We start from the raw sequence: 25,242 nt of genomic DNA, 5'->3' as shown, positions 1-25,242 counted from the left end.
CCCAATCCCATCGCCCGGCGCCAAACGCAAACGGCCCACCCAATGGGTGAGCCGCTGCTTGTAGAGAGCGAGGGATTCGAACCCCCGGAGGTTTGACCCTCAACGGTTTTCAAGACCGCCGCAATCGACCACTCTGCCAGCTCTCTGGGTCAATTGTGTTGTTGCGCTGGGTACGTCTGGGTAACAAAAAAGGCTTTTTCCAGCGCAGAAAAAGCCTTTTTGTAGAGAAGGGGGGATTCGAACCCCCGATACCGTTGCCGGTATAACGGTTTTCGAAACCGTCGCATTCGACCACTCTGCCACCTCTCTATACAGGCCCCCGAGTGATTGGGGAGTGCAAAAGTAAAAAGGAAAGCGGAATGAAAAACCCGCTCGGCGAAAAAAAACCAAACTTTTTGCTACGTTCCTGAGTGCCAGCACCTCATTTTTCACCCGTGGCCAAGCGTTGGGCAGCCAGTTGCTCGCGCATCATCTGGCGGCGGCGGCCGGTAATGGCGTCCATGCTCACGTTCACTTCAAAGCCGATAATCAGCGTCATACACACAAATTCGAGCCACACCATGAAGCCGACCAGCGCCCCAATGGAGCCGTAGAACGTGTTGTAGGAGTTGAAAATGCGGACGTAGAGCGTGAAGAGAAACGACACTAGAAAAATGAGCAGCGTGGCCACCACCGCCCCGGCCGAGAGCAGCGGCCACTTGTCGTGCACGGGTGGCACAAAGTAGTAAATCACGCAGGTCGTGCTCAAAAACAGCCCCACCAGCGAGCCATAGCGAATGAGCGTGAGCACCAAATCGGTGAACCGCTCGGGCACTATTTCATAAAAAACCAACCCGTCAATCAGATAGGTGCCAAAGAAAATGCCCGCGATGGCCAGCACCAATATCAGCGACAACACGAAGGTGAGTAGCGTGGCAATCACACGCTTGCGCAAATAGCTGCGGTGCTTAAACCATGGATACTTCTTCTCAAACGCATCGAGCAGCGCCATAATGCCGTTGGAACTGAGTACCAGCGCCGTTACGAAACCGAACGAGAGCAGGCCGCCGTGTGGGATGTTCACAATGTCCTCTATGGTGCTGGCCGTGGCCGCGTACAGCTCGTGGGGCATGAAGTCGGCCAGAAACTGCAGGATGTCCACGTTCAGGTTCGGGACGGGGATGTAGGGAATGAGCGTGAACAGGAAAATAATGGTCGGAAACAGCGCCACCGTGAGGTTGAAGGCCATGTAGGCCGCCCGCTTTTCCAGCGAGTCCAGCCGCAGCTCGTGCAGAATGCGGTCGAGCACGTCGTAGAGGGAGGCGTGGCCGCCGGGCAGCCGCAGCCGCTTCAGGCCCACAATCAGCCGCCGGTAGGTGCGCTGCTTGCGCACATCGGGGAAGCGGGCACGGCTGATGGCGGCGGGGGCTTTCACTATCGAAGGTTGTGGCTTTCAGAACGTCATGTCGAGCGCAGCCGAGACATCTCGCGTGGGGTAGTAACTCAATCAAATGGATTACTTCGGCACGCGAGATGTCTCGGCTGCGCTCGACATGACGTTCTTTTTTATCAATCTACTTCCGAAACGCCGCCGGGGCCGGCGCATCGGGCAGGATGGCGCCGGGCTTGGGCAGCACCGGGCTTTCCAGGTCGTCTTCACTAAAATACGGCGCTAGCTGCTGCTGGATACTTTGCGGGATGGACACCGGCCGGCCGGTAGTGGTTTTCACGAACACCATGAGCGTGTGGCCCTCGGTGAGCAGTTCGTGGGCCTCGTTGTAAATCTCGTATTCGAACAGCACCCGCGTGCCTTCGGGCGGCTGGCGCAGCAGCAGGCGCACGGTCAGCAGGTCGTCGTAGCGCGCCGGGCGGCGGAAGCGGGTGCGCAGCTCTCCTACCGGCATGCCCACGCCGTCGGCCTCCAGCTCCTTGTAGCTGATGCCGAGCTTGCGAAACGCCTCGGTGCGCGCCACTTCAAAGTACGCCGCATAGTTGCCGTGATAGACGTAGCCCATCTGGTCGGTTTCGGCGTAGCGCACGCGGATTTGGATGTCGGATTGGTACATAATTATTGCTGTAATAGAACGTCATACAGAGCGCAGCGAAGCATCTTGCCCGCCGCCGCTATTTCTTTTTCCGACGATTGGGTTTAGTAGTGGCGGGCGAGATGCTTCGCTGCGCTCTGCATGACGTTTTACCGTGGGTTACTTAATACCCTTCCGATTCAGCGCCGCCTGGTAGCGCCGCGCATTCGCAATGTGCTCAGTCTCGTTCGTGGCGAAGGCGTGGTAGCCGCTGAAATCCTCCTTGGCGCAGAAATAGAGGTAGTTGTTGCTTTCCGGCTTCAGCACGGCGTCGATGCTGGCGATGCTGGGCAGGTTGATAGGGCCGGGCGGCAGGCCGGCGTACTTATAGGTATTGTAGGGCGAGTCTTTTTGCAGGTGCACGTTCAGCACGCGCTTGATGGTGAAGTCGTGGTTGGCGTACACCACGGTGGGGTCAGCTTGCAGCTTCATGCCGCGCTTCAACCGATTCAAATACACGCCGGCGATACGTGGCCGCTCGTCGGCGTGCTGCTGCTGCTCGGCTTCCACGATGCTGGCCAAGGTGCTCACCTGGGCGCGGGTGAGGCCCAGCTTCTCACGCTCGGCGTCGCGGGCGGGCGTCCAGAACTGCTCGTAGGACGTTTTCAGGCGCTGCATCAGGCGCTTGGCCGAGGTGTTCCAGTACACGTCGTAGGTGTTCGGAATAAACATCGTGAGCACCGTGGTAGTGTCGAAGCCCAGGCTTTTGGTATAAGCCGGGTCGCGCAGCAGCGAATCGAGCCGCGCGGCGGGCACATCGACCTGGCTGGCAAGCTTGGTCACCAGCTCGTTGCGCAGACGTACGGTATTGAAGGTGAGCTTCACCGGCGACTGGGCCCCGCTCTTAAGCACGTTAATGAGTTGGCGGTTGGTGAAGCCGTCCTTGAGCTCATAGTTGCCGGGCTTGACAGCGCCGGGCTTGTCGTACTTCATCAGCCGGGCCACGAAGTGCAACGAGAGCTTATCCACCACGGCGCCGGTTTTGTCGATAGCCGCGAGGGCCGTCTTCCAAGTCGCGCCGCGCGGAATCACCACGTAGGTGGGCTTGCCCTTGGTTTCGATGTTGGCGGTGAAAAATACCTGATAGAAATAATACGAGAAGCACACCAGCGCGAGCGTGAATACGACGCTGACAGCGCCCCAACGTTTGCGGCGTTTAAGGGCATCGTCGCGGCGTTCGAGGACGGACTTTTGGGCGGGTTTGGCCATGGGGAATAAAGCGGATAGCAAAGGAGCGGCGCCAAAAGTACGAAGGCCGGGAACCCGGGCGCGCACCATTGGCGTAGTTGTTTCGTTTCGGCTAGGCGTAGTACCTTGCCCGCCTCTTCGGCATGGCCGGCCCCGCGCCGCCGCCGGGAGCTGTCCATCGCCGGCTGCGGCTGGCCCTCACGCATTCAATCAACAAACTCTTTTATGCCCGCCACCCTTCTCCGCATTCACCCCGAAAATCCGCCACAAAACCGTATTCAACAAGCAGTTGACGTGTTGCGCAAAGGGGGAGTCATTATTTATCCCACCGATACCGTGTACGGCATCGGCTGCGACGTAACCAATGCCAAGGCCGTGGAAAGAGTGTGCCGCATTAAGGGCATCAACCCCGAAAAGGCCAACCTGAGCTTCATCTGCTACGACCTGTCGCACATTTCCGACTACGCCCACGGCATCAACACCGCGACTTATAAAGTCATCAAGAAGGCCCTACCCGGCCCCTTCACCTTCCTCTTCGAGGCCAGCGCCAACGCCCCCCGCTTCGGCGGCACCAAGCGCAAAACCGTCGGCATCCGCGTGCCCGACAACCAGATTATTCGTCAGCTGGTGAAGGAGTTGGGCAACCCCATCGTGAGCACCTCGGTGCGCGAGAGCGAGGAAACCCTCGAAGAATACGTGACCGACCCGGACCTGATTTACGAAAAGTACCGCCTGCTGGTCGACCTCGTGATTGACGGCGGTTTCGGTGGCAACACCCCCAGCACCATCATCGACTGCACCAACGACGACTTCGAACTGGTGCGCGAAGGCGCCGGCGACATCGAGCCGTATTTGTAGGCTGCAACTAGCTGTTGACGCTTCTAACAAGAACGTCATGCTGAGCGAAGTCGAAGCATCTCTACCGCAGGAGTCAATGAAAACTCGCGCGGTAGAGATGCTTCGACTTCGCTCAGCATGACGTTCTTTTTTGCTTCTAATTGCGCTTGTGCTTCCAGCGCCGGTGCGTCCATAGATACTGCTCGGGCGAGGCGCGCATGTCCGATTCCAGCTGCCGGGCAAAAGCTTCGGTGACGGGAAAGGTGCCGGCCGGCGCGTCTTTCGCCACCCGGCCATCGGGCAATTCGGTGAAGGTGACTTCGTAATAACCGCGCCGCACACGGCAGATACCTACGTAAAGCACCGCGCAATCGAGCTGCACAGCCAAGCGGTCGGCGCTGGTGTAGAAGCTGGTGTCCTGGTGCAGGAAGTTGGTCCAATAGGGTTTGTCTTCAGGGCCGGCGGCTTGGTCGGAAAGCAGGCTGAGGGTGTGGCCCTGGCCGCGGTGGGCCACCAGATAGCGCAGGGTAGCCAGCATGGGCACGGCATCGGCGCCGAGGCGGGTGCGCAGGCGCCGCATGAAGCTTTCGAAAAACAAGTTGTTCAGCGGCTTATACACCCCCGCCGCCCGCCCCGGAAACTCCAGCGCTGCGCCGCTCAGAATCCATTCCCAGTTGCCCATATGCGAGCCCAGCGAGAGCACCAGCCGCTTATCGGCGAAATGGCGCGTCATCAACTCGGGGTTCACGAAGCGCATGCGTTGCCGCAGCTCGTCGGGCGAAATGGCCGCCAGCTTCAAAATCTCGACTACTACCTGCGAAAAATGCCGGTAGAACGCCCGGCCGGTGCGCTCGATTTCAGCCGGGGTTTTCTCTGGAAATGAGTTGCGCAGGTTCTCCGTGACGACGCGCCAACGGTAGCGCACCACGTAAGCCAGCAGGAAATAAATCACGTCCGCAAACAGGTACAGCACCGCCAGCGGCAGATGCGCTAAGCCCAGCAGCAGCCAGCGCAGCGGCTCGAAATACCAGGCATAGGGCCGGCCGGTGCCGGAAGAAGCGCCTTTCGTGGCCATGCCTATCTATCGGCGGGGACACTTACCTGCCCAAACTCTGCCGAGGCACGCTGGCCAATGGCGCGGTGCCCTGCTAGCAGCTTTTTGTTGCCCGGCCCGCCATACACTTCGATGAAGAGCGTAAAAGGCCCATCGGGCAACGGCCCCAGCGGCATCTGGCCCACGATGGTAGTGGGGCGGCCCGACTGCGGGGTGAGGTCGGCGTCAGCATCGGCGGCCGAACCGTCGGGGGTAGTAAGGTGGTAGTGCACGCGCAGGGGCTGGCCCACGGGCGCGTTATGCAGCTCGGTGTAGAAGAACACATTGTCGGCCCCACGGCCGTAGGTGCCGCCCGCCGCGCGGGTGAGGCGGTAACCGCCCCGGGCGAAATTATCGTCGCCCCCGCTCTTGGCGGCCGGACGTGAAAGCAGCACCACATCCGAAATAAACGGCCCGGCCGGCCCTTCCAGCACCAGCGGTTTTTCGACGGTGGTTTCGCCACCTGTGCTGCGGTACTGGTCTTTCACAGTGCCGCGCAGGGTGTATTTGCCATCGGGCAGCAAGATTCTTTTCAGGAAGCTCTGCGGGTTTTTGATAGCAATAGTAGTGTCGTTGAGCACCGGAGGTTTCAGCGTGATGACTTCATGATAAGCCGACGACCCGTCGGCCTTTAGTATATCCAGCGTGACCACGGCCGACGACTGAAAGGCCTTGGGCGCCCGCTGCCGGTACAGCAGCGACTGCGTGGGCACGGTCACATAAATTTCAACCTCCGCGCCTTTTTCCACCCGGTTCAGGTTGCGGAAACGGGCCACATCGAGCAGAATCTGCGGCGGTCCGGCCTGGGCGGCCAGCGCCATGAGGGCGAGCAAAAGGGAAAAGAGGAAGCGCATGGGGCAAAAGTACAGCGGGTGATAGTGAGACATTGAACACAGTTCGTCATGCGGAACGCCGCGAAGCATCTCGCGTGCCGAAGCAATCTATTATTGTACCAGTAAAGCAATGCAAAATTTCACCTCTAACTGCAACCTCAAACGTTTTCAGGGCGCCCAGCTAATCGGCCAATAAGTCAGTCTCTGCAATACCCACTTAGCAGTCTTAGCTTTCTCCATTTAAACCTCTTGATTCAAAGCCGAAGCCAGGCAAACCTAATTTATTAGACAGAATTCTGACGTCACAAATCCGCATCGAACCGGTGCCCCCTCTCTTTTGGATAGGGGGTCAGGGAGTGAGGTCAACGTCTGGTCGATTCCCGTTATTTGCGCCCCATGACTCTCCTCACCGAACTGCACTACCACCCGCCCGCCGCCCTCTTCGCGGCGCTCATAAACGCCGACGGCCTATTAATAGAAGCCCACGAGCACTACCGCAAGCAAACCTACCGCAACCGCTGCCTCATCCGCACCGCTCAAGGCGTGCAGCCCCTCACCGTGCCCGTGCTCGACGGCAACCGGGCCGAAAAAGTGAGCGTCTCGGAAATCGAAATCGACTACCGCCAGAACTGGATTCACCGGCACTGGCGCACCCTTCAAACCGCCTACGGCAACAGCCCGTATTTCGAGTACTACGCCGACTACCTGCACGACATCTACGCCCAAAAGCCCGGCCGGCTTTTCGACCTGAACCTGCAGTTTCTGCAGCTCCTGCTGAAGTGCTTCCGCCTGCCGCTGCCCGTGCAACTTACCACCGAATACCACGCGCACTACCCGGCGCAACCTTCTGCCGAAAATAATAGTCTAAGTACTAGCCCGCCAGCCGTAGCCGACCGCCGCGACTGGCTGACACCCAAAGCCGCCTCCACATCCCCCAAACCTGACACTCCGGCAGCCTCCGCCCTGGTGCGGCCCTATCCGCAGGTGTTTGGCCCAGGTTTTGAGCCCGGCCTGAGTGTGCTGGACCTGCTGTTTTCGCAGGGCCCGGCGGCCGGCCGGTTTTTGCAATAACCCGCAAATTTCAGCCAGCGTTTGAATTACCCGATGTGAACCGTATTTTGGTTCGAACCATCGCCCGAACCGGCTTGTTTTCAAGTCAACCCGGCCCAACCCGTTATCCGTGTTTCACGCCCGACGCGGGGCTTATTTGATTTTTCACTACGTTTATTGGCATGGAAGCTAAATTCTCAAACCGCGTCAAGGAGGTTATTTCCCTCAGCCGGGAGGAAGCCATCCGCCTCGGCCACGACTATATCGGCACCGAGCACCTTTTGCTTGGCATGATTCGCGAAGCCGAAGGCACGGCCCTCGGCCTGCTGCGCAAGTTGGGCGTGAGCATCGACGAGCTTAAATTCTCGCTCGAACAAGCCACGCGCAACACCGCCACGCAGGGCACCAGCATCACCGGCTCGATTCCGCTCACCAAGCAGACCGAGAAGGTGTTGAAAATCACCTACCTTGAAGCCAAGATTTTCAAATCGGAAATCATTGGCACCGAACACCTTCTGTTGTCCATCCTGCGGGACGAAGACAACATTTCTTCCCAAATTCTCAGCAAATTCAACGTGAACTACGAAACTGTGCGCGACTCGCTGGATTACCACGGTAATGCCGGTTCTGCTCCGCAAAACCGTACGCCCGACACGGACGACGACGACAACGACCGCCTCTTTGGGGCCTCGGGCCCTGGTGGTGGCCGCGGCGGCGCCAGTGCCGGTGGCACCACCAAAAAGCCCGGCGAAAAATCGCGCACCCCGGTGCTCGACAATTTCGGCCGCGACCTCACCAAACTCGCTGAGGAAGACAAGCTCGACCCCATTGTGGGCCGCGAAAAGGAAATTGAGCGCGTAGCCCAAATCCTAAGCCGCCGCAAAAAGAACAACCCCATCCTCATCGGTGAGCCCGGCGTGGGCAAAACGGCCATCGCCGAAGGCCTCGCCCTGCGCATCATCCAGAAGAAAGTAAGCCGCGTGCTCTTCAATAAGCGCGTGGTGACGCTGGATTTGGCTTCGCTGGTGGCCGGCACCAAGTACCGCGGCCAGTTCGAGGAACGCATGAAGGCCGTGATGAACGAGCTGGAAAAGTCGCCCGACGTGATTCTGTTCATTGATGAGCTGCACACCATTGTGGGCGCTGGTGGGGCTTCGGGCTCGCTCGATGCTTCGAATATGTTCAAGCCGGCTCTCGCCCGCGGTGAGATTCAATGCATCGGTGCTACCACACTGGACGAGTACCGCCAGTACATCGAGAAAGACGGTGCCCTGGCCCGTCGTTTCCAGATGGTGATGGTGGACCCTACTACGCCCGAGGAAACCATCGAAATCCTGCACAACATCAAGGATAAGTATCAGGACCACCACCACGTGGTGTACACCGACAAGGCCATTGAGCAGTGCGTGATGCTGTCGGACCGCTACATGTCCGACCGTTTCCTGCCGGACAAGGCCATCGACATTCTTGACGAGGCCGGGGCCCGTGTTCACATCAACAACATCGTGGTGCCCGAAGACATTCTCACGCTCGAAGAGCAGATTGAGAACATCAAAGGTGAGAAGAACCGTGTGGTGAAATCGCAGAAATACGAGGAAGCCGCCAAGCTCCGCGACACCGAGAAGAAGCTGCTGGACCAACTCGACACGGCCAAAAAGTCGTGGGAAGAGGAAACCAAGAAGAAGCGCTACACGGTGAAAGAGGAGAACGTGGCCGAGGTTATCGCCATGATGACCGGCATCCCCGTTTCGCGCGTGGCCCAGAACGAAAGCCAGAAACTCCTCAACATGAATGAGGAGCTCCAGGGCAAAGTAATTGGCCAGGACAAAGCCATCAAGCAGCTGGTGAAAGCCATTCAGCGCACCCGCGTGGGCCTGAAAGACCCCAAGAAACCGATTGGCTCATTCGTTTTCCTCGGCCCGACTGGCGTGGGTAAGACGGAGTTGGCCAAGGTGCTGGCTACCTACCTCTTCGACAAAGAAGACGCGCTGGTGCGTGTCGACATGTCGGAGTACATGGAGAAATTTAGCGTGTCGCGCCTGGTGGGCGCGCCTCCCGGCTATGTGGGCTACGAAGAGGGCGGCCAGCTGACGGAAAAAATCCGCCGCAAGCCCTACTCGGTTATCCTGCTCGACGAAATCGAGAAGGCGCACCCAGACGTGTACAACCTGCTCCTGCAAGTGCTGGATGACGGCATTCTGACCGACGGCCTCGGCCGCAAGGTGGATTTCCGAAACACCATCATCATCATGACTTCGAACATCGGGGCGCGTGACTTGCAGGACTTCGGCGCCGGCATCGGCTTCGGCACGAAAGCTCGTCAGGAAAACATGGACGAGCTGACCAAGGGCACCATCACCAACGCCCTGAAGAAGACGTTCTCGCCCGAATTCCTCAACCGTTTGGATGATGTTATCGTCTTCAACTCGCTGGAGAAAAAGGACATCCACAAAATCATCGACATCAGCCTCAGCAAGCTCCTCTCGCGGGTGCAGGCCTTGGGCTACCGTGTCGAGCTGACGGAAGCCGCCAAGGACTTCGTGGCCGATAAAGGTTACGACCCCAAGTACGGTGCCCGTCCGCTGAACCGTGCCATCCAGAAGTACATCGAAGACCCGATTGCCGAGGAAATCCTCAAAGCCCAGGTAGTACACGGCGATGTCATCACCGCCGACTATGCCGAAGGCGCCGAGGAACTGACCTTCGCCGTGAGCAAGAGCGGCGAGGCCCAGAACCTCGCCAGCGATGAGCGTCCGGCTGACAAGCCGGAAGCGCCCGACGCTGACACCAAAAAATAGGTAGCGCGGGCTTCAGCCCGCGGTAAGCAAAAAAAGGCCGGCCTCTTCGCAGAGGCCGGCCTTTTTGCATTAATGCTTCTCAATCAAGCGCAAGGCCTTTATTAACAATGGAATCAGGCCCAATGACACTGTAATGAAAATGCCCACTCGCACATAGTTAAGGTTTCGCCACTGCGCGGCGCGGGCCAGTAAGTCGGGGGCCGTACCGGCATTATTGGCAATCTGTTGAAATTCAATAATGTTGGGAGCGAAATAAGCCAGCGTCCAGGCCCGGGCTGCAAAGTGCACGATAAACAGGAGTAGCAGTCCATTGCGAATCTCGGCTAATTGCCAGCAGAAGGCAATGGCCACCAAGAACGTGATTTCGTGTATGGAGTGCAACGCTATCCAGAAAACCTTGAAATCGAGGCCGAATTTGCCCCGAAAAAGCTGGAAGGAATCGGGCGGGGCCGCCGTCCATTTGGGTACGATGACGGCTGTTTCGAACAGTTGCGCACCGTTCATAAAGAAGTAGGCCAGGGTGGTGATGCCCAGGCAGACAACCGCCCGCAACACGTAGGCTTCGGATAAGGTGTTCATTGGAGAAGGGATTGGAAATGGGACGTTATTGCTGCTGCAATTCCTGGGTGACGCGCTCCATTATCTCGGCGTTGGCCCGCAGGTAGCGCTCTACCGCCGCTACCTCGGCGTCGGTCATAGTGGCAATGAATTGGGCGGTTTTGCTTTGCAAATCAGCGAAGACACTACCAAGCAGCTGCTCCGCCTGGGCCATATTGGGCACAATGACCTGCTTGCGTCGGTCAGTTTGGTCGGCTGTTCTTTTCACCAGCATTTTTTTTTCGAGGCGGTCAATCAGGCCGGTTATCGCGCCCGTGGTGAGCCCGGTCAGACTGGCCCATTTTCCCGCAGTCATTGGCCCGTGCTGCATGAGCAGGCCCAGGTATTTGTGGTCGGCTCCCGACAGTCCGGCTTTTTTGGCAATGGTCGCGTGCATCAGCACAGTCGCATCGGAGTAGCGCCGGGTGAGCTGGCCGACCGTACTCATTTGTTGTGCAGCTTCCTGATTAGGCATAATTATTTTACTTAGCAACTAAGAATATTATTCACAAAGATAAAATAAGCAGTCGATTTGTCAATAGGCAGCGCGTTGCTTTTGGCAGCCTGCCCTTTCCAGAGCGTTAACTACTAGTAAGCCGACTAGCACTTAGTAAGCCGACTAGCACCGATGTCCGCACACACTGTTTATTTCAGCATCATCCTGAAAATCTCAGCGTCCCATAATCTACCCGTAACCTACCTTTGGCCTCCCATCAGCGCGCTTCCCTCCCACCCGCGCGCCAACTCTGACTTATGCCCGACCCACACGCCCACGCGCACCTTTCCAAAACCGAATTGCTGGCCCGCAAAAACGAAGAAGCCCTGCTTGGCGGCGGCCAGGCCCGCATCGATGCCCAGCACAAAAAAGGCAAGCTCACCGCCCGCGAGCGGATTGATTTGCTGATGGATGAAGGTTCCTTTGAAGAAATTGGCAAGTTTGTGATGCACCGGGCCAAAGACTTTGGCCTCGACAAAGAGCATTACCTCGGCGATGGTGTGGTGACGGGCTACGGCACCGTGAATGGCCGGCTGATTTACGTTTTCTCGCAGGACTTCACGGTTTTCGGCGGCTCGCTGAGCGAGACCCACGCCGAGAAAATCGTCAAAATCATGGACCTTGCCATGAAGAACGGCGCGCCGGTTATCGGCCTCAATGACTCGGGCGGCGCCCGTATTCAGGAGGGCGTGGTGAGCCTCGGCGGCTATGCCGACATATTTTATAAGAATACGCTGGCCTCGGGCGTGGTGCCGCAGTTGTCGGCCATTATGGGGCCGTGCGCGGGCGGCGCAGTATACTCGCCGGCCATCACGGACTTCATTCTGATGGTGGAAAACACGAGCTACATGTTCGTGACCGGCCCCAACGTGGTGAAAACCGTGACCCACGAGGAAGTGACCAGCGAGGAGCTGGGCGGCGCCAGCACGCACTCGGCCAAGAGCGGCGTCACGCATTTTTCGTGCGCCAACGAGGTGGTGGCTATCAACCACATCAAGCAGCTGCTGAGCTACATGCCGCAGAACTGCGAGGAAACCGCGCCCAACCAGCCCTACGAAGCCGCTGGCGACGAAAGCCGCACGGTACTCGACAAGCTAATTCCCGAAAATGCCAACCAGCCCTATGACATGCGCGAGGTGATTGAGGGCATTATCGACGAAGGCTCTTTCTTGGAAGTGCACCAGAATTTCGCCGAAAATATTGTGGTCGGTTTTGCGCGGCTGGCGGGCCGCAGCATCGGCATTGTGGGTAACCAGCCGGCCGTGCTGGCCGGCGTGCTCGACATCAACGCCAGCACCAAAGCCGCGCGCTTCGTGCGCTTCTGCGACGCGTTCAATATCCCGCTACTGGTGCTGGAGGACGTGCCCGGCTTCCTGCCCGGCACCGACCAGGAGTGGCGCGGCATCATTACCAACGGCGCCAAACTGCTCTACGCCTTCTGCGAAGCCACTGTGCCGCGCATCACCGTGATTACCCGCAAAGCCTATGGCGGGGCGTATGATGTGATGAATTCCAAGCACATCGGGGCCGATATGAACTACGCCTGGCCCACTGCCGAAATCGCGGTAATGGGGGCCAAAGGCGCGGCTGAAATTATTTTCAAGCGCGAAATTGCCACGGCTGTTAATCCCGAAGCCAAGCTACAGGAGAAGGTGGACGAGTACCAGGAAAAGTTCGCCACGCCCTACCGTGCCGCCCACCGCGGCTTCGTGGACGAGGTAATTTTGCCCTCGCAGACGCGCCAGAAGCTGATTCGTGCCTTCAAGATGCTGGAAAACAAAGTGGATACCATGCCGCGCAAGAAGCACGGCAACATCCCGCTCTAAGCTCAACTTTATGGACTGGCAGGCCACCGGCAACATTATCTCGGGCTTGGGTGTCATCTCCTTGGCGATAGGCCTGCTGCTACGATTTAAGATAGGGCGGTGGCTGCTGGCGGGACTTTGGCTGATACTAACGCTGGGCTCGTTGCTGGGTGGCGACTTGCACGCCTTGGCCGATGGCAACCCGGACATTGACGCCAACCCGCATAAAGCCAGTAACTATTGGCTAATTGGTGGCGGCATCTGCTTATTACTTGGCTTTGCTGCCCGTGCGGTGGCCAGCCGGTCGATTTAACTACTTTCTCTCCCGTTTATGCGCCCTGAATCTTTCGAGTTTCTCCAAAACTACCTCAACAATCCCTCTCCCACCGGCTTCGAAAAAGAAGGCCAGAAACTGTGGCTGGAATACCTCAAGCCCTACATCGACGAATATTTCGTGGATACCTACGGCACGGTGGTGGGCGTGATTAACCCCGAGGCGAAATACAAAGTCGTCATCGAGGCCCACGCCGATGAGATTTCCTACTTCGTGAACTACATCACCAAGGAAGGCTACCTCTACCTGCGCCGCAACGGTGGCTCCGACCCGCTGGTGGCCCCCAGCAAGCGCGTCAATATTTTCGGCGAAAAAGGCATTGTGAAGGGCATCTTCGGCTGGCCGGCTATTCACGTGCGCAAGGTGGAGCAGGACAAGGCGCCGACCATCGAAACCGTATTTCTGGACTGCGGCGCTTCTTCAAAAGAAGAAGTGGAGGAAATGGGCATCCACGTGGGCTCGGTCGTCACGTTCGAGGACGAATTCACGGTGCTGAACGATAAGTTTTACGTTGGCCGCGCGCTCGATAACCGCGTGGGCGGTTTCATGATTGCCGAGGTGGCCCGCATGCTGAAGGAAAACAACAAGAAGCTGCCCTTCGGCCTCTACATCGTAAATGCGGTGCAGGAAGAAATTGGCTTGCGCGGTGCCGAAATGGTAGCCCACCGCATCAATCCCGACGTGGCCATCATCACCGACGTGACGCACGACAGCCAGTCGCCGATGTACGAGAAAAAGACGGCTGGCGACATCAGCTGCGGCAAGGGCCCGGTGATTACCTACGGCCCCGCCGTGCAGAACAACCTGCGCGACCTCATTCTCGACACGGCCAAACAGGCCGACATCCCCTTCCAGCGCGCCGCCGCCACCCGCGCCACCGGCACCGATACCGATGCCTTCGCCTATTCCGGCTCGGGCGTAGCTTCGGCCCTGATTTCATTGCCGCTTAAGTACATGCATACTACCGTGGAAACGGTGCATAAGGATGATGTAGAGAGCGTGACGCGCCTGATTTACGAAACGCTGCTGCGCATCGAAGACGGCCACGACTTCCGTTATTTCTCGTAAGAGTTAGCAGTTTATTTCACACCGCCTGTCATCCTGAGCGGAGCGAAGGACCTTACCGCGTTGAAGCAATTTGCGCAGTCGTGATAAGGTCCTTCGCTCCGCTCAGGATGACAGACGTTTTTACAGAGTCTTGGAACTCCCAATAATTCCTTCCCTTCCGCTCAACGTGACCGACCAGATGGGGCGGCGCGTGGCGGTGCTGTTTCCGCCGCGTCGCATTGTGTCGCTGGTACCGTCCCAAACGGAATTATTGTTTGATTTAGGATTGGCGGACAAGGTTGTCGGCGTCACCAAATTTTGCATTCACCCGGCCGAGGCGCGAACCAAAACCACTGTAATTGGCGGCACGAAAAACTTCGACTTTGAAAAAATAGCCGCGCTGAAACCTGATTTAATCATTGGTAACAAAGAGGAAAATTACCAGGGCGGAATTGAGCAATTAGCGGCCGAATACCCGGTGTGGCTGAGCGACATCAGCAACTTGCCGGAAGCGCTGGATATGATTCGGCGCGTCGGCTTCATCACCGGCGCCAAGGAAAAAGCCGAGGCGCTGGCTACGGAAATTGACGCTTCTTTTGCCGCGCTGGCTATTGCTGCTAACGAGTCCGCGACCGATTCCGTCGCTTATTTCATCTGGCGCAAACCATATATGGTAGCCGCCAGCGGCACTTTTATTGACGACATGCTGCGCCGCGCCGGCTTCACCAATGCCTTTGCCAACCAAGCCCGCTACCCGGAAATAACCGCCGAGCAGCTGGCTGCCGCGGCTCCGCCGCGCATTCTGCTTTCTTCTGAGCCCTACCCGTTCGGCGAAAAACACATAGCTGAATTTCAGGCTATTTGCCCCGCCGCGAAAATCGAAATTGTCGACGGCGAATTATTCAGTTGGTACGGCAGCCGGCTGCGGAAATCGGCGGCCTATTTTAGTCAGCTTCGCTAACAACTACGCCGCGCTGCGCCAGCTCTTTCCAGAATTGCGGGTACGATTTCCTGACCACGCCCGGGTTTTCGATGTGAACCGGGCCAAGCATCGCCAATGGCGCAAAGGCCATGGCCATGCGGTGGTCTTCGTAGGTTTCAACCGTCTGCCCGTCAAGCTGGAAATTCTCGCTCGTTAGGTCAAACACCCCGGGCGCCGTTTCGGCCAGCGTGGCCCCGAATTTTGCCAGCTCGGTTTGCAGCGCCAGAATGCGGTCGGTTTCCTTGATACGAAGGCTGGCCAGGCCGGTGAGGCGTAACGGCACGCCCAAGGCCGCTCCCACCACGGCCACGGTCTGGGCCAGGTCGGGGCAGGTGCGGAAATCGAAAGGCAAGGGCGTTTTCTCGGGATGCTGCAGGCGCCGACGCAGCGCCGGCGTTTGCAGCAGGCGGGCCTGGCCGTTCACGATTTCCGTTTTGACGCCGAAGTGCTGCATGATGCCTACAATGTCGCTATCGCCCTGCAAGGAATTGGGTTGCGGGCGGTCAAGGTTGGGCCTAAACACATCGGGTGTCAGCCGCAGGCCCGGCAGTGTAACCGACGCTCCGGGCGGCGACAAAGCGACTAGCGCATACCAGTAGCTGGCTGCCGACCAGTCCGATTCCACCGTGTAGTTGGTGGGCTGGTATTGGCCCGGCTGCACCGTCAGCACATCGCCTTCGAACGCGACATTCGCGCCGAAAAGCTGCATCAACGCTGCTGTCATGGTAATGTATGGCCGCGAACCGATGGTGCCCGTAAGCGTGAGACGCAGCCCGCCAGCCAGTTGCGGCCCCACCATCAGGAGCGCCGAAATGTACTGACTGCTAATGTCGCCGCGCACCGATAGCGCCGTGGGTTCCGTAGCGTCGGCTGCGGCCGAGAAGCCGCCGAACTCCAGCGGTGGGTACCCTTCCGCGTTCAAATACGAAATGTGGGCGCCTGCTTGTCGCAGCGCCTCAACCAGCACTCCAATGGGCCGTTCCTGCGCGCGCGCGGTGCCCGTGAGGCGCCCGCGCCAGCCAGTCACAGCCAGGTAGGCCGTGAGAAAGCGCATCACCGTGCCGGCGTCTTCGGCGTCGAGTAAATCGGTATTGGGTGCCTCCAGCAGCAGGCGCTGCATGAGCTGCGTGTCGTTGGCATCGGACAGGTTGTCGACCGTGCCGCCGCCGGCCAGGGCTTGCAGAATGAGGGCGCGGTTGGCTTCGCTTTTGGAAGCCGGAAGAATGGCGGTGCCGCGCAGCGGGCCGCCGGGCCAGGAAAGTTGCATGTTTAGTTATCTGTTGTTAGTTGTCCGTTGTTAGTCGACTGACAGTTTGGTAAACAGGCACGAGCCTGTACCCAACAACTGACAACCAACAACCGAAAACCAGCTAGGCCTGTAGCCGATGGTAATACCGCAGCGATTCCGCTATTTCGGCCACCGTCACGGGCTGGTCGTACACGCCGCGGCCGATGCCTTCCAGCAAAGTGCAGTTGATAATGGTACCCGCGTTTTTCTTGTCCTGCAGGGCGAATTCGGCAATGGCCGTCGTCTCCATCAGCACGAAGGACAGCTTATCGAACACCGAAAACACGAAGGTTTCGATTTTGTCCAGTTCCTCGGCGCTCAGCAGGCCGCGCTGCACCGAGAGCCAGCTTTCGCATACCAGGCCGGCGGCCACGGCCTCGCCGTGGAGGGCCTCGCGGCCGGGCTGCAGCAGCAGGTAGCTCTCGAGGGCGTGGCCCACGGTGTGGCCGAAGTTGAGCAGCTTGCGCGGGCCAGCTTCGAGCGGGTCCTGGGCCACGATGCGCTGCTTGAGGGCCACCGACTCGCGGATGATGGGGGTCCAGTCATCGGTGAGCCAGCCCAGGCGGCGGTTGGTATTGAAGGCCTCGGCATCGGCAATGAGCCAGTGCTTGATGACTTCGGCGTAGCCCGATTTCAGCTGGCGCGGGTCGAGGGTTTGCAGGAATTTGGGGTCGATGAACACGGCCGTCGGCGCCTGAAACACGCCCAGCTGGTTTTTGTAGCCCTGAAAATCGATGCCGGTTTTGCCGCCCACGCTGGCATCTACCTGCGCCAGCAGCGTGGTGGGCACCTGCACAAACCGGATGCCCCGCTTGTAGAGCGCCGCCGCGAAACCGCCCAAATCCGTGACCACGCCGCCGCCCAGGTTCACCAGCACGGCGTGCCGGTCGGCGTGCTGGGCAGTGAGTTGGTTCCATACTACTTCGCAGCTGGCCAATGACTTGTAGTCTTCGCCGGCCGGTATTTCGATAAGGCAATAATTGGCCGGCAAATGCGGTTCGAGGAGCGGCAGGCAGGCGCGCACCGTGTGCGAATCGACCAGCACAAACACCCGGCTCACGGCCGGCCGATAGAGTAATTCGGCCAGCGCGGGCAGCGCGGCGGGACCAATGATGACGGAGTTGTCCATGGGGCAAAAGTCAGGATAAATTTTTCAGTTCTTCGGCCGCCGCCAGAGCAACCATTTGGCCGGTGCACTGGTCATGGGGCTAAGTGGGCCGGTGGCGAATGCGCTTCGCCTTCACCCACTGCTTCTACTCATACTCTCTTTCCAACTATGAAACGCACTTTTCGCTTCTACTCCTTTTTTCTGTTCCTGGCCGCCGGCGGATTCGCCGGATGCGCCAAAGGTCCCTTTTCGCCCGAAGACGAAAAAGCCGACCTGCTGGTGGGCCGCTGGCAGCTCACCCAAACCGACGGCGGCCTCACGGGCCTGGTGAGCCAGGCCGACCCGGCCCACCGGCAGGAAATCGTCTTCGATGACAACAAACAAGCGACGTTTTTGGTGAACGGCACCGTCAGCCACAAGGCCCGGTATGCGCTTTTCCAGGCCACCTCCTACCTCAACCGGCGCCCCCAAACTTTCCTGGCCTACGGCCGCCGGAGCGGCACAGAAAAGGAGTTTATCGAGCGGCTCTCGCCCAATCAGCTGGTCATTGTAGAAGACTACACCGATGGCCGGGGCTACTACTACACCCGCCGCTAATACCTTTTCAGCACCTTGTTTATGAGAGAGTTGCGCCAACTAATAATACTGGTCGTGGCCGGCAGCGCAGGCTTGCTTAGCTGCCAGAAAGACGACGCCGGGCCTGTTGCCACCGGCCTCACCGGCACCTGGAAGCTCGTTAAGCGCGACTGCTACTGCGTGCGAGCGCCGGTGCCCGACGAAACCATCACCTTCACGGCCGCCCAGTTTTCGGTGTACGAGAACGGACAGCTTTCAAAGGCGGGCACCTACACCAACACCACGGGCGCGGTGGAATGCGGCAGCAGTAACCGGGTGCCCGTGCTGCAGCTAACCGCCAACCAAGGCAGCTCCCACCTCGCCGTGGTCAGCATCACCAACAAGTCACTCGTGCTCAACTACAAAGCCGACGGCGCCGGCTGCCTCTCCGATTACCCCGTCGATACCTACGAGCGCCTGTAGCGCCCGTGCTACAGGCCCGGTCCGAGGTGGGCCACGCCATCCACCTGCGGGCGACCGTTGAGCACCTCGGTTTGCTTGCGAATGCTCTCGATGTGAATCAGTTTGTAGAGTTCGGCCACGAACTTGTCGTTCACATTCAGCTTGCCAGCCCACTCAGTGCGGGTGTTGAAAATCTCCTGCCAGCGGTCGAATTGCAGGATTTTTACGTTGTTTTCCTTTTTATATTCAGCCAGCTCCTCCACCAGCGCCATGCGGCGGGCCAGTGCTTCCACTATTTCACGGTCGGCCACGTCCATTTTCTGGCGTAGCTCCTCGGCTTTGTTGAGGTAGTCGGCGTTGTTGGAGGAGCGGTAGCGGTACTTCAGCTCGTTCAGGATTTCGCCCAGGCGCTGGGGCGTCACCTGTTGCTCGGCGTCGCTCAGGGCGTGGTCGGGGTCGGGGTGGGTTTCGATGATGAGGCCGTCGTAGTCAAGGTCGAGGGCCTTCTGGGCGATGGGCAGCAGCAAATCGCGCCGCCCGCCGATGTGGCTGGGGTCGCAGATGAGCGGGATGTGCGGGAAGCGCGTTTTCAGTTCGATGGGCAGAATCCACGTCGGCGCGTTGCGGTAGCGGCTGGGCGCAAACGTGCTGAACCCCCTATGGATAGCCGCCAAATCCTGAATCCCGGCCCGTTCCAGGCGCTCCAGCGCGCCGGCCCAGAGGGCCACGTCGGGGTTCACGGGGTTTTTCACCATCACGGGCACGCCGGTGCCGGCCAGCGCATCGGCCAGTTCCTGCACCGCGAAGGGATTCACGGTGGTGCGCGCCCCAATCCAGAGCACGTCGATGCCGTGGGCCAGGGCTTCTTCCACGTGGCGCGGCGTGGCCACTTCAATGGTGGTCGGGATGCCGGTTTCGGCCTTCACACGCTGCAGCCAGGGCAGCGCCACCGCGCCCATGCCCTCGAAGGAGCCCGGCCGGGTGCGCGGCTTCCAGATGCCGGCCCGGAACATGTCAATTTTGCCCAGCGCCTTGAGGCCGTGGGCGGTGGCCATCACCTGCTCTTCGGTTTCGGCCGAGCAGGGGCCGGCAATGAGGATGGGCTGGCCCTTTTGAGCCAACATGCGGGTGAAGAACGTATTAGGAGCGGCAGGCATCGGAAGGGGGCCAAATGAAGCGGATTTGCCGGCAGGGAGCCGAAAAGCCCGACAAACGTAACTCGTTTCAAGGGAACGTTGTTTACAGTTTACCTTCGCCCGCCCTTAGGGTTCTGCTTCTAATCCCCACACCTACCCCACCGCCTATGTCGCCCGCCGCCCCCACCCAAGCCCTGCCCATTTCCTTCGAGGACACCCGCGTGGCCTTCGCCTCCAAGTCTGATGCCCAGCTGCGCAAAGTCTACGCGCTGTTTGCAGCCATGAACAACGGCACGCTGGTAAAAACCGGCAGCGGCCTCATGAAAACGGCACTGAAATGGGGCCTGCCCGGCACGAAATTCCTCATCAAGCACAGCATTTTTGAGCAGTTTTGCGGTGGCGAAACCATTGCCGAATGCCGCCCCGTGACGGCCGAGCTGGGTAAATACAACATCGGCACCATCCTCGACTACTCGGTGGAGGGCGAAGGCAGCGACGCCAGCTACGACCACACCCGCGACGAAGTACTGGCCACCATCGACGAGGCTCACCGCTCCCAGCACATTCCCTTTTCGGTATTCAAAGTAACCGGCGTGGCCGACGTGGCCATTCTGGAGAAAATTCAGGCCGGCCAGTTGCTCACCGCCCACGAGGAAGCCGCCCACACCCGCGCCGTGGCCCGCGTGGAGGCCATTTGCGCCCGCGCCCACCAGCACGGCGTGCGCCTGTTTGTGGATGCCGAGGAAAGCTGGTTTCAGCACACCATCGACCTGCTGGCCTACGACATGATGGCCCGGTACAACCGCGAGAAGGCCATTGTCTGGAACACTTACCAGCTCTACCGCCACGACCGCCTCGACGCCCTGAAAGCCGCCCACGACGCCGCTGCCGAAGCCGGCTATTACCTCGGCGTGAAGCTGGTGCGCGGCGCCTACATGGAGAAAGAAGCCCGCGTGGCCAAGCAGCGCGGCCAGCAAAACCCCATCAACCCCACCAAACAAGCTACCGACGACCTCTACGACGAGTCGCTGCGCTACTGCGTGGAGCACATCGACCGCATCAGCATTTGCGCCGGCACCCACAACGAGGCCAGTTCTTTGCTCCTCACGCAGCTGATGCAGCAGGCGGGCATCGCCCCCTCCGACCCCCGTGTCTGGTTCGCTCAGCTCTACGGCATGAGCGACAACCTTACCTACAACCTGGCCAACGCTGGCTACAACACCGCCAAGTACCTGCCCTACGGCCCGGTAGCCGCCGTGATGCCCTATCTGCTGCGCCGGGCCGATGAAAACACGGCTATTGCCGGCCAGAGCAGCCGCGAATTTTTGTTAATTCTGAAGGAAATCCGTCGTCGGCGCGGGCAATAAAAATTCTTTTTTTCACTGGCCAAAAATTATTGACCATCAAATAGTTATATCAAGTTCGATAATAGCTTTTTTTAGTTTGGAATGATTGTGGCACGGAGCGTGGTGTGGGCAGCTAATATTCGCTAATTTTCAGCCCCCCAAAAGGTTTTTGTTCACTTAAACCCCTGCCATGATTGGTCGCATCCGCACGTATTTGATTCGTTATGCCCGGCTCCAAACCGGTACTGTTAGCTACCTCACCTTGGTGCAGGAAGCCGAATTGGGATTGAATCTGGAGATTTCGCACGAGAAATCGCGGCTGAATGAAATGCTGGCCGAAATCTCCATGACCGAACACGAAGAAGGCCGCCCGCCGCTGAGCTGCCTCGTTAAAGTGCAAGGCTCTAAAGGCCAAGGCGATAATTTCTACAAGCTCTGCGAGAAAATGGGCATGGGCGAGTGGCGCAGCCTCAAGCAGGACGAGGACTTCCTCAAAAACCTTATCCGCGACTGCCGCGAGTTTTGGCGCGACGAGGCCAACTTCCAGAAGTTTGCCTGATTAGAAAAGTGTGAGTTGGTGATAAACACCAGCAAAAAGAACGTCATGCGGAGCTTGCCGAAGCAACTCTACTGGCTAAGTAATTATTTACTAGCGTGGTAGAACTGCATCGGCAAACTCCGCATGACGTTCTTTTCATACTAGGCAGTTCACATGCTTTAGAATGAAGGCAGGAAATGTTGGAAAATAAGCGGGATGTAACCTCTGTTGCAGTAGCCCCGTTAAGAGCTTCAACCAGCCAGGAGGTTGGTTATCCTTTCCACATTTTCATTCCTTCCCTAGCATGAATACCAACGATTCGAACAACCCGCAAAATTCCGGTACTGGCGCAGGCGCTAACTACGGCACCCAAAACACCGGCACCGGTCTGGGCAATAGCACCGGTCTGAGCAACGAAGGCACCAGCTACAACGCTGGCACCGGCTCTACTTCCGGCACGGGTACTTCGTCGGCTTCCGGCGCTTCGCTGGGCAACGTAAACAACTCGGTTGACGGCGACGATTTCAGCGCCACCGCTAAAGGTGCTGCGGTAGCTGGCACGGCTGGTGCCGTGGTAGGCCGCGCCATCGATGGTGTTCAGAACACAGCCGATAGTGCTGCTCATGCCGTAACCGGCGAGCCTTACCGCGATGGTAGCACGATGAGCGGCATGTTCCGCGACCGCAGTAGCGCTGAGAAGGCTTACCAGTCGCTCTCGTCGCGTGGCTACGGCAAAGACGACGTGAACGTGCTGATGTCGGACGACACCCGCAAAACCCACTTCGGCGACGACACTGCACACACCGAACTCGGCGACAAAGCAATGGAAGGTGCCGGCGTAGGCTCGGCCATCGGTGGCACGGCTGGTGCTATCATTGGCGCTATCGCAGCAATTGGCACGTCGGTGGCACTGCCCGGCTTGGGCCTGATTATCGCTGGTCCGTTGGCCGCTGCGCTAGCCGGTGCCGGTGCTGGTGGCCTCACGGGTGGCCTGGTAGGCGCACTGGTGGGCTCGGGCATTCCCGAGGAGCACGCTGCTGAGTACGAAAGCGGCATTAAGGACGGCGGCATTGTGATGGGTGTGAAGCCCCGCAACGCTGAAGATGCCAAGTATTTCGAAGATGAATTCCGTCGCCACAATGGCGATAAGATTTACAAGTATTAAGCTCGTCGCAGGTTCCGGCCTGTTTGTCATGAAAAAAGCCTTTCCCGTCTGGGAAAGGCTTTTTTGTTGCAACCTTCGGCCGGCGAGGGCAGTTCTTAGCAGGTAGTATTCAGGCGCTTCTCCAAACGGGCACTTATTGCCCCGGACGGGGCGTTTCGGAAGCAGGCAAAACTGCCCGGAGGTGTATTGCACCGGCCGTATATTTGAATTTCATCCCGTTTTATTTTTTGCTAATGTCATCCTCCCGCTTGAAGGTCGGCCTGTATGCCTTTTTGGTGACGGCCGTGTTTGTTCTGGCATCTTACCGGCTGTTCCGCCGGGCCGACTCGGCGGTGCCGAGCAAGGACCAGGTGCTGATTGGCCTCATGATGAGTGGCCTCACCTCGCAGCACTACCAACCCGAAAAAGTGGACGACGCCTTCTCGAAGCGCGTTTTCGATCTCTATCTGAAGCGCCTAGACTACCGCAAGCAATTCCTGCTGGCCACGGACGTGGAAGATTTGCGTCGCTACCAGTCCCAAATTGACGACCAGGTGAAGCGCGGCAGCCACGAGTTTCTGGACCTGAGCACCAAGCTCATGGCACAGCGCACCAAGGAGATGCAGGGCCTGTACCGCGAGCTGCTGGCCAAGCCCTTCGACTTCACCACCGACGAATCTTTTCAGTCTGACTTTGAGAAAGCCGCTTTCCCGGCCAACAAAGCGGCCCAGCGCGAGCTGTGGCGCAAGCTGCTGAAGTACGAAACGCTTAGCCGCGTGTCGGAAATGATGGAAGCCCAGGAAAAAGCCAAGGAAGCCAAGCCCACCGGCGCCACTGCCGCGCCCAGCGCCGCCACCCCGGCGGCCCCCACGGCCGCTGAGCCGATGCGGACGCCCGCCCAAATGGAAGCCGAGGCCCGCAAGCGCGTACTGAAATACTACGATGAGCAGTTCGAGGAGCTTGGCGAAACCGACGCCAACGACCGCCTGTCTGACTATGCTAACGCCATTGCCAATACTTACGACCCGCACACGGAGTACTTCGCACCCAAAGCCAAGGAGGATTTCGACTACGAAATGACTGGTCGCTTTGAGGGCATTGGGGCTTCGCTGCGCGAAAAAGACGCCCTGATTTATGTCGACGAAATCATTCCTGGCTCGCCAGCGGCCCGGCAGGGTGAATTAAAAAAGGGCGACGCCCTGCTGCGAGTAGCGCAAGGCGCCGCTGAGCCGGTGAGCATTGAGGGCTGGCACACCATCAAGGCCATCCCGCTGATTAAGGGCAAGAAAGGGTCGGAAGTGCGCCTCACGGTGAAGAAGCCTGACGGCAGCACCAAAATTATTTCCATCATCCGCGACGTAGTGGTGAGTGAGGAGAAGTATGCGCAGTCGTCGGTAATTACCGACAAAGGCCAGAAAATTGGCTACCTGCGCTTGCCCAGCTTCTATGCCGATTTCAGCGACAACGGCGGCCGCAACTCGGCCGACGATGTGCGCAACGAACTCGCCAAGCTGAATGCGGAAGGCGTGAAAGGCGTGATTCTGGACCTGCGCTTCAACGGCGGCGGTTCACTCGGCGATGCCGTGTCGATGGCCGGCCTGTTCGTGGACGCTGGGCCGATAGTGCAGGTGCGCGACGGCCAAGCTCACGCCCAAGTAAAGGTGATGAACGACAACGACCCCCGCGTGCAGTACAGCGGCCCGCTGGTGGTGCTGGTAGACAAGCACAGCGCGTCGGCGTCGGAAATTCTGGCCGCGGCCATGCAGGACTACCACCGCGGCGTCATCATGGGCTCGACCAGCACTTATGGCAAAGGCACTGTGCAGCGCGTATTCGACCTCGACGAAGCTCTGCCGCCCGAGTTGAACAGCGTGAAGCCCATTGGTTCGCTCAAGCTGACCATGCAGAAGTTCTACCGCATAAACGGGGGCTCGACCCAGTTCAAAGGGGTGGCGTCGGACATCGTGCTGCCGGACCTCTACTCCTACCTTGATGATGGCGAAAAGGAATCGGACTACCCATTGAAATGGGATGAGATTCAGCCGGCCCGCTACAAGCCCTGGGGCGATGCGCCCAACATCGAGAAGCTGCGTGCCGCCAGCAAAGCCCGCGTGGCCAACAACGCCAGCTTTCGGGTGATGGATGAGATGGCGAAAAGCATGCGCAAGCGCAAGGACGAAACCACTGTTTCGCTCAAGCTCAGCGCCTACCGGGCCGAGCAGCAGCAGTCGAAAGCCATTTCGGACCGCTACGAAGCCGCTCAGAAATCGACCGTGGCTCTGGCTTTCTCGCCCCTTGCGGCCGATTTGCGGGCGCTGGGCGGCGACACTATTCGCATCAACCGCGCCGCCCGCCTCACCAATGGCCTCAAAAAGGACATTACCATCGGCGAGGCCGTGGCCGTAATCCAGGATGAAATCCAGCAGAAATAGGAAACCGGCTGACAAAAGGCTGGAAATGGTCCCTTAGTAGCTAAGAGAACCTCGTTGAACAAAAGCCCCCGCACCATCTGGCGCGGGGGCTTTTTTCGGCACATTTTTAG

The 25,242-nt window shown here is 58.8% G+C and carries 23 protein-coding genes and 2 tRNA genes; 13 read left to right on the top strand and 12 right to left on the bottom strand.

Annotation, left to right across the window (positions count from 1 at the left end; all coding sequences use genetic code 11):
* Positions 1-61 precede the first annotated feature (61 nt).
* From Q5H92_RS24420 to mltG, 5 genes are all read right to left on the bottom strand, one after another.
* A tRNA-Ser gene (locus tag Q5H92_RS24420) sits at positions 62-146 on the bottom strand.
* Between the two features lie 76 nt (positions 147-222).
* Positions 223-309 (bottom strand) — tRNA-Ser (locus Q5H92_RS24415).
* A gap of 112 nt (positions 310-421) precedes the next feature.
* Entirely contained in the window at positions 422-1,414 is a 993-nt protein-coding gene (locus tag Q5H92_RS24410; RefSeq protein WP_305014195.1) for a YihY/virulence factor BrkB family protein, read from the bottom strand.
* 139 nt (positions 1,415-1,553) lie between these two features.
* On the bottom strand, positions 1,554-2,045 hold the full coding sequence (locus Q5H92_RS24405) for an acyl-CoA thioesterase (RefSeq protein WP_369811178.1): 492 nt from the start codon (positions 2,043-2,045) through the stop codon (positions 1,554-1,556).
* Positions 2,046-2,183: 138 nt separating this feature from the next.
* A complete protein-coding gene (mltG, locus tag Q5H92_RS24400) occupies positions 2,184-3,272 on the bottom strand; it encodes an endolytic transglycosylase MltG (protein WP_305014194.1) in 1,089 nt (362 codons plus the stop codon).
* 204 nt (positions 3,273-3,476) lie between these two features.
* On the opposite strand from mltG, the gene Q5H92_RS24395 reads away from it, so the two are divergent.
* Positions 3,477-4,109, top strand: a complete 633-nt coding sequence (locus Q5H92_RS24395) for an L-threonylcarbamoyladenylate synthase (RefSeq protein WP_201986540.1) — start codon at positions 3,477-3,479, stop codon at positions 4,107-4,109.
* Positions 4,110-4,245: 136 nt separating this feature from the next.
* Here the strand turns inward: Q5H92_RS24395 and Q5H92_RS24390 are convergent, their stop codons facing one another.
* Both Q5H92_RS24390 and Q5H92_RS24385 read right to left on the bottom strand, forming a co-directional pair.
* A complete protein-coding gene (locus Q5H92_RS24390; RefSeq protein ID WP_305014193.1) occupies positions 4,246-5,163 on the bottom strand; it encodes a lysophospholipid acyltransferase family protein in 918 nt (305 codons plus the stop codon).
* 2 nt (positions 5,164-5,165) lie between these two features.
* Positions 5,166-6,035, bottom strand: a complete 870-nt coding sequence (locus Q5H92_RS24385; protein WP_305014192.1) for a hypothetical protein — start codon at positions 6,033-6,035, stop codon at positions 5,166-5,168.
* A 375-nt stretch (positions 6,036-6,410) separates the two neighbouring features.
* Between Q5H92_RS24385 and Q5H92_RS24380 the strand changes: the two genes are divergently transcribed.
* Both Q5H92_RS24380 and Q5H92_RS24375 read left to right on the top strand, forming a co-directional pair.
* Positions 6,411-7,085: a WbqC family protein gene (locus tag Q5H92_RS24380; RefSeq protein WP_305014191.1), complete on the top strand. Its 675-nt coding sequence runs from the start codon at positions 6,411-6,413 to the stop codon at positions 7,083-7,085.
* Between the two features lie 161 nt (positions 7,086-7,246).
* Complete coding sequence (locus tag Q5H92_RS24375; RefSeq protein ID WP_305014190.1) at positions 7,247-9,862, top strand: ATP-dependent Clp protease ATP-binding subunit; 2,616 nt, start codon at positions 7,247-7,249, stop codon at positions 9,860-9,862.
* A gap of 69 nt (positions 9,863-9,931) precedes the next feature.
* Here the strand turns inward: Q5H92_RS24375 and Q5H92_RS24370 are convergent, their stop codons facing one another.
* A complete protein-coding gene (locus Q5H92_RS24370) occupies positions 9,932-10,441 on the bottom strand; it encodes a transposase (RefSeq protein ID WP_305014189.1) in 510 nt (169 codons plus the stop codon).
* 25 nt (positions 10,442-10,466) lie between these two features.
* Positions 10,467-10,907, bottom strand: coding sequence for a MarR family winged helix-turn-helix transcriptional regulator (locus tag Q5H92_RS24365; RefSeq protein WP_305014188.1), 441 nt, complete (start codon positions 10,905-10,907; stop codon positions 10,467-10,469).
* A gap of 305 nt (positions 10,908-11,212) precedes the next feature.
* Here Q5H92_RS24365 and Q5H92_RS24360 point away from each other — a divergent pair, with 305 nt between their 5' ends.
* The 4 genes from Q5H92_RS24360 (at position 11,213) to Q5H92_RS24345 (ending at position 15,102) form a co-directional block, all read left to right on the top strand.
* Entirely contained in the window at positions 11,213-12,781 is a 1,569-nt protein-coding gene (locus Q5H92_RS24360) for an acyl-CoA carboxylase subunit beta (protein WP_305014187.1), read from the top strand.
* Positions 12,782-12,791: 10 nt separating this feature from the next.
* Positions 12,792-13,073 carry a hypothetical protein gene (locus Q5H92_RS24355; RefSeq protein ID WP_305014185.1) on the top strand — a complete coding sequence of 94 codons (282 nt, stop codon included), beginning with the start codon at positions 12,792-12,794 and terminating at the stop codon, positions 13,071-13,073.
* An 18-nt stretch (positions 13,074-13,091) separates the two neighbouring features.
* On the top strand, positions 13,092-14,162 hold the full coding sequence (locus Q5H92_RS24350) for a M42 family metallopeptidase (RefSeq protein ID WP_305014184.1): 1,071 nt from the start codon (positions 13,092-13,094) through the stop codon (positions 14,160-14,162).
* 70 nt (positions 14,163-14,232) lie between these two features.
* The gene (locus Q5H92_RS24345; protein ID WP_369811177.1) at positions 14,233-15,102 is read left to right on the top strand and encodes an ABC transporter substrate-binding protein; all 870 of its coding nucleotides are present in this window, start codon (positions 14,233-14,235) and stop codon (positions 15,100-15,102) included.
* On the opposite strand, the gene Q5H92_RS24340 is transcribed toward Q5H92_RS24345, so the two are convergent.
* Both Q5H92_RS24340 and aroB read right to left on the bottom strand, forming a co-directional pair.
* The gene (locus Q5H92_RS24340) at positions 15,086-16,390 is read right to left on the bottom strand and encodes a 3-phosphoshikimate 1-carboxyvinyltransferase (RefSeq protein ID WP_305014183.1); all 1,305 of its coding nucleotides are present in this window, start codon (positions 16,388-16,390) and stop codon (positions 15,086-15,088) included. The two genes, Q5H92_RS24345 and Q5H92_RS24340, sit on opposite strands and share 17 nt — an antisense overlap.
* Positions 16,391-16,493: 103 nt before the next feature.
* Positions 16,494-17,540, bottom strand: coding sequence for a 3-dehydroquinate synthase (gene aroB, locus Q5H92_RS24335; RefSeq protein WP_305014182.1), 1,047 nt, complete (start codon positions 17,538-17,540; stop codon positions 16,494-16,496).
* Positions 17,541-17,687: 147 nt separating this feature from the next.
* Here aroB and Q5H92_RS24330 point away from each other — a divergent pair, with 147 nt between their 5' ends.
* A complete protein-coding gene (locus Q5H92_RS24330; protein WP_305014181.1) occupies positions 17,688-18,116 on the top strand; it encodes a hypothetical protein in 429 nt (142 codons plus the stop codon).
* 21 nt (positions 18,117-18,137) lie between these two features.
* A complete protein-coding gene (locus Q5H92_RS24325; RefSeq protein ID WP_305014180.1) occupies positions 18,138-18,557 on the top strand; it encodes a hypothetical protein in 420 nt (139 codons plus the stop codon).
* An 8-nt stretch (positions 18,558-18,565) separates the two neighbouring features.
* Here Q5H92_RS24325 and Q5H92_RS24320 read toward each other — a convergent pair whose 3' ends face one another.
* A complete protein-coding gene (locus tag Q5H92_RS24320) occupies positions 18,566-19,693 on the bottom strand; it encodes a chorismate mutase (RefSeq protein ID WP_305014179.1) in 1,128 nt (375 codons plus the stop codon).
* Positions 19,694-19,839: 146 nt separating this feature from the next.
* Here Q5H92_RS24320 and Q5H92_RS24315 point away from each other — a divergent pair, with 146 nt between their 5' ends.
* The 4 genes from Q5H92_RS24315 to Q5H92_RS24300 all read left to right on the top strand — a co-directional run bounded on the left by Q5H92_RS24315 (position 19,840) and on the right by Q5H92_RS24300 (position 25,132).
* Positions 19,840-21,039: a proline dehydrogenase family protein gene (locus Q5H92_RS24315; RefSeq protein ID WP_305014178.1), complete on the top strand. Its 1,200-nt coding sequence runs from the start codon at positions 19,840-19,842 to the stop codon at positions 21,037-21,039.
* A 169-nt stretch (positions 21,040-21,208) separates the two neighbouring features.
* Positions 21,209-21,577 carry a hypothetical protein gene (locus Q5H92_RS24310; protein WP_305014177.1) on the top strand — a complete coding sequence of 123 codons (369 nt, stop codon included), beginning with the start codon at positions 21,209-21,211 and terminating at the stop codon, positions 21,575-21,577.
* A 283-nt stretch (positions 21,578-21,860) separates the two neighbouring features.
* Positions 21,861-22,721, top strand: a complete 861-nt coding sequence (locus Q5H92_RS26750) for a hypothetical protein (RefSeq protein ID WP_369811176.1) — start codon at positions 21,861-21,863, stop codon at positions 22,719-22,721.
* A 233-nt stretch (positions 22,722-22,954) separates the two neighbouring features.
* Complete coding sequence (locus Q5H92_RS24300) at positions 22,955-25,132, top strand: carboxy terminal-processing peptidase (RefSeq protein ID WP_305014176.1); 2,178 nt, start codon at positions 22,955-22,957, stop codon at positions 25,130-25,132.
* Positions 25,133-25,242: the final 110 nt, after the last annotated feature.

The organism is Hymenobacter mellowenesis, assembly GCF_030581005.1.
GTDB lineage: Bacteria > Bacteroidota > Bacteroidia > Cytophagales > Hymenobacteraceae > Hymenobacter > Hymenobacter mellowenesis.
The sequence above is the reverse complement of the archived record's forward strand: the minus strand, read 5'-3'. Positions and strand labels throughout refer to the sequence as shown.

Bases quoted from the DNA above. Each gene is read 5' to 3' on its own strand.
- Q5H92_RS24405 (WP_369811178.1), bottom strand. From the start codon at position 2,045: ATGTACCAATCCGACATCCAAATCCGCGTGCGCTACGCCGAAACCGAC.
- mltG (WP_305014194.1), bottom strand. From the start codon at position 3,272: ATGGCCAAACCCGCCCAAAAGTCCGTCCTCGAACGCCGCGACGATGCC.
- Q5H92_RS24395 (WP_201986540.1), top strand. From the start codon at position 3,477: ATGCCCGCCACCCTTCTCCGCATTCACCCCGAAAATCCGCCACAAAAC.
- Q5H92_RS24390 (WP_305014193.1), bottom strand. From the start codon at position 5,163: ATGGCCACGAAAGGCGCTTCTTCCGGCACCGGCCGGCCCTATGCCTGG.
- Q5H92_RS24385 (WP_305014192.1), bottom strand. From the start codon at position 6,035: ATGCGCTTCCTCTTTTCCCTTTTGCTCGCCCTCATGGCGCTGGCCGCC.
- Q5H92_RS24380 (WP_305014191.1), top strand. From the start codon at position 6,411: ATGACTCTCCTCACCGAACTGCACTACCACCCGCCCGCCGCCCTCTTC.
- Q5H92_RS24375 (WP_305014190.1), top strand. From the start codon at position 7,247: ATGGAAGCTAAATTCTCAAACCGCGTCAAGGAGGTTATTTCCCTCAGC.
- Q5H92_RS24370 (WP_305014189.1), bottom strand. From the start codon at position 10,441: ATGAACACCTTATCCGAAGCCTACGTGTTGCGGGCGGTTGTCTGCCTG.
- Q5H92_RS24365 (WP_305014188.1), bottom strand. From the start codon at position 10,907: ATGAGTACGGTCGGCCAGCTCACCCGGCGCTACTCCGATGCGACTGTG.
- Q5H92_RS24360 (WP_305014187.1), top strand. From the start codon at position 11,213: ATGCCCGACCCACACGCCCACGCGCACCTTTCCAAAACCGAATTGCTG.
- Q5H92_RS24355 (WP_305014185.1), top strand. From the start codon at position 12,792: ATGGACTGGCAGGCCACCGGCAACATTATCTCGGGCTTGGGTGTCATC.
- Q5H92_RS24350 (WP_305014184.1), top strand. From the start codon at position 13,092: ATGCGCCCTGAATCTTTCGAGTTTCTCCAAAACTACCTCAACAATCCC.
- Q5H92_RS24340 (WP_305014183.1), bottom strand. From the start codon at position 16,390: ATGCAACTTTCCTGGCCCGGCGGCCCGCTGCGCGGCACCGCCATTCTT.
- aroB (WP_305014182.1), bottom strand. From the start codon at position 17,540: ATGGACAACTCCGTCATCATTGGTCCCGCCGCGCTGCCCGCGCTGGCC.
- Q5H92_RS24330 (WP_305014181.1), top strand. From the start codon at position 17,688: ATGAAACGCACTTTTCGCTTCTACTCCTTTTTTCTGTTCCTGGCCGCC.
- Q5H92_RS24325 (WP_305014180.1), top strand. From the start codon at position 18,138: ATGAGAGAGTTGCGCCAACTAATAATACTGGTCGTGGCCGGCAGCGCA.
- Q5H92_RS24320 (WP_305014179.1), bottom strand. From the start codon at position 19,693: ATGCCTGCCGCTCCTAATACGTTCTTCACCCGCATGTTGGCTCAAAAG.
- Q5H92_RS24315 (WP_305014178.1), top strand. From the start codon at position 19,840: ATGTCGCCCGCCGCCCCCACCCAAGCCCTGCCCATTTCCTTCGAGGAC.
- Q5H92_RS24310 (WP_305014177.1), top strand. From the start codon at position 21,209: ATGATTGGTCGCATCCGCACGTATTTGATTCGTTATGCCCGGCTCCAA.
- Q5H92_RS26750 (WP_369811176.1), top strand. From the start codon at position 21,861: ATGAATACCAACGATTCGAACAACCCGCAAAATTCCGGTACTGGCGCA.
- Q5H92_RS24300 (WP_305014176.1), top strand. From the start codon at position 22,955: ATGTCATCCTCCCGCTTGAAGGTCGGCCTGTATGCCTTTTTGGTGACG.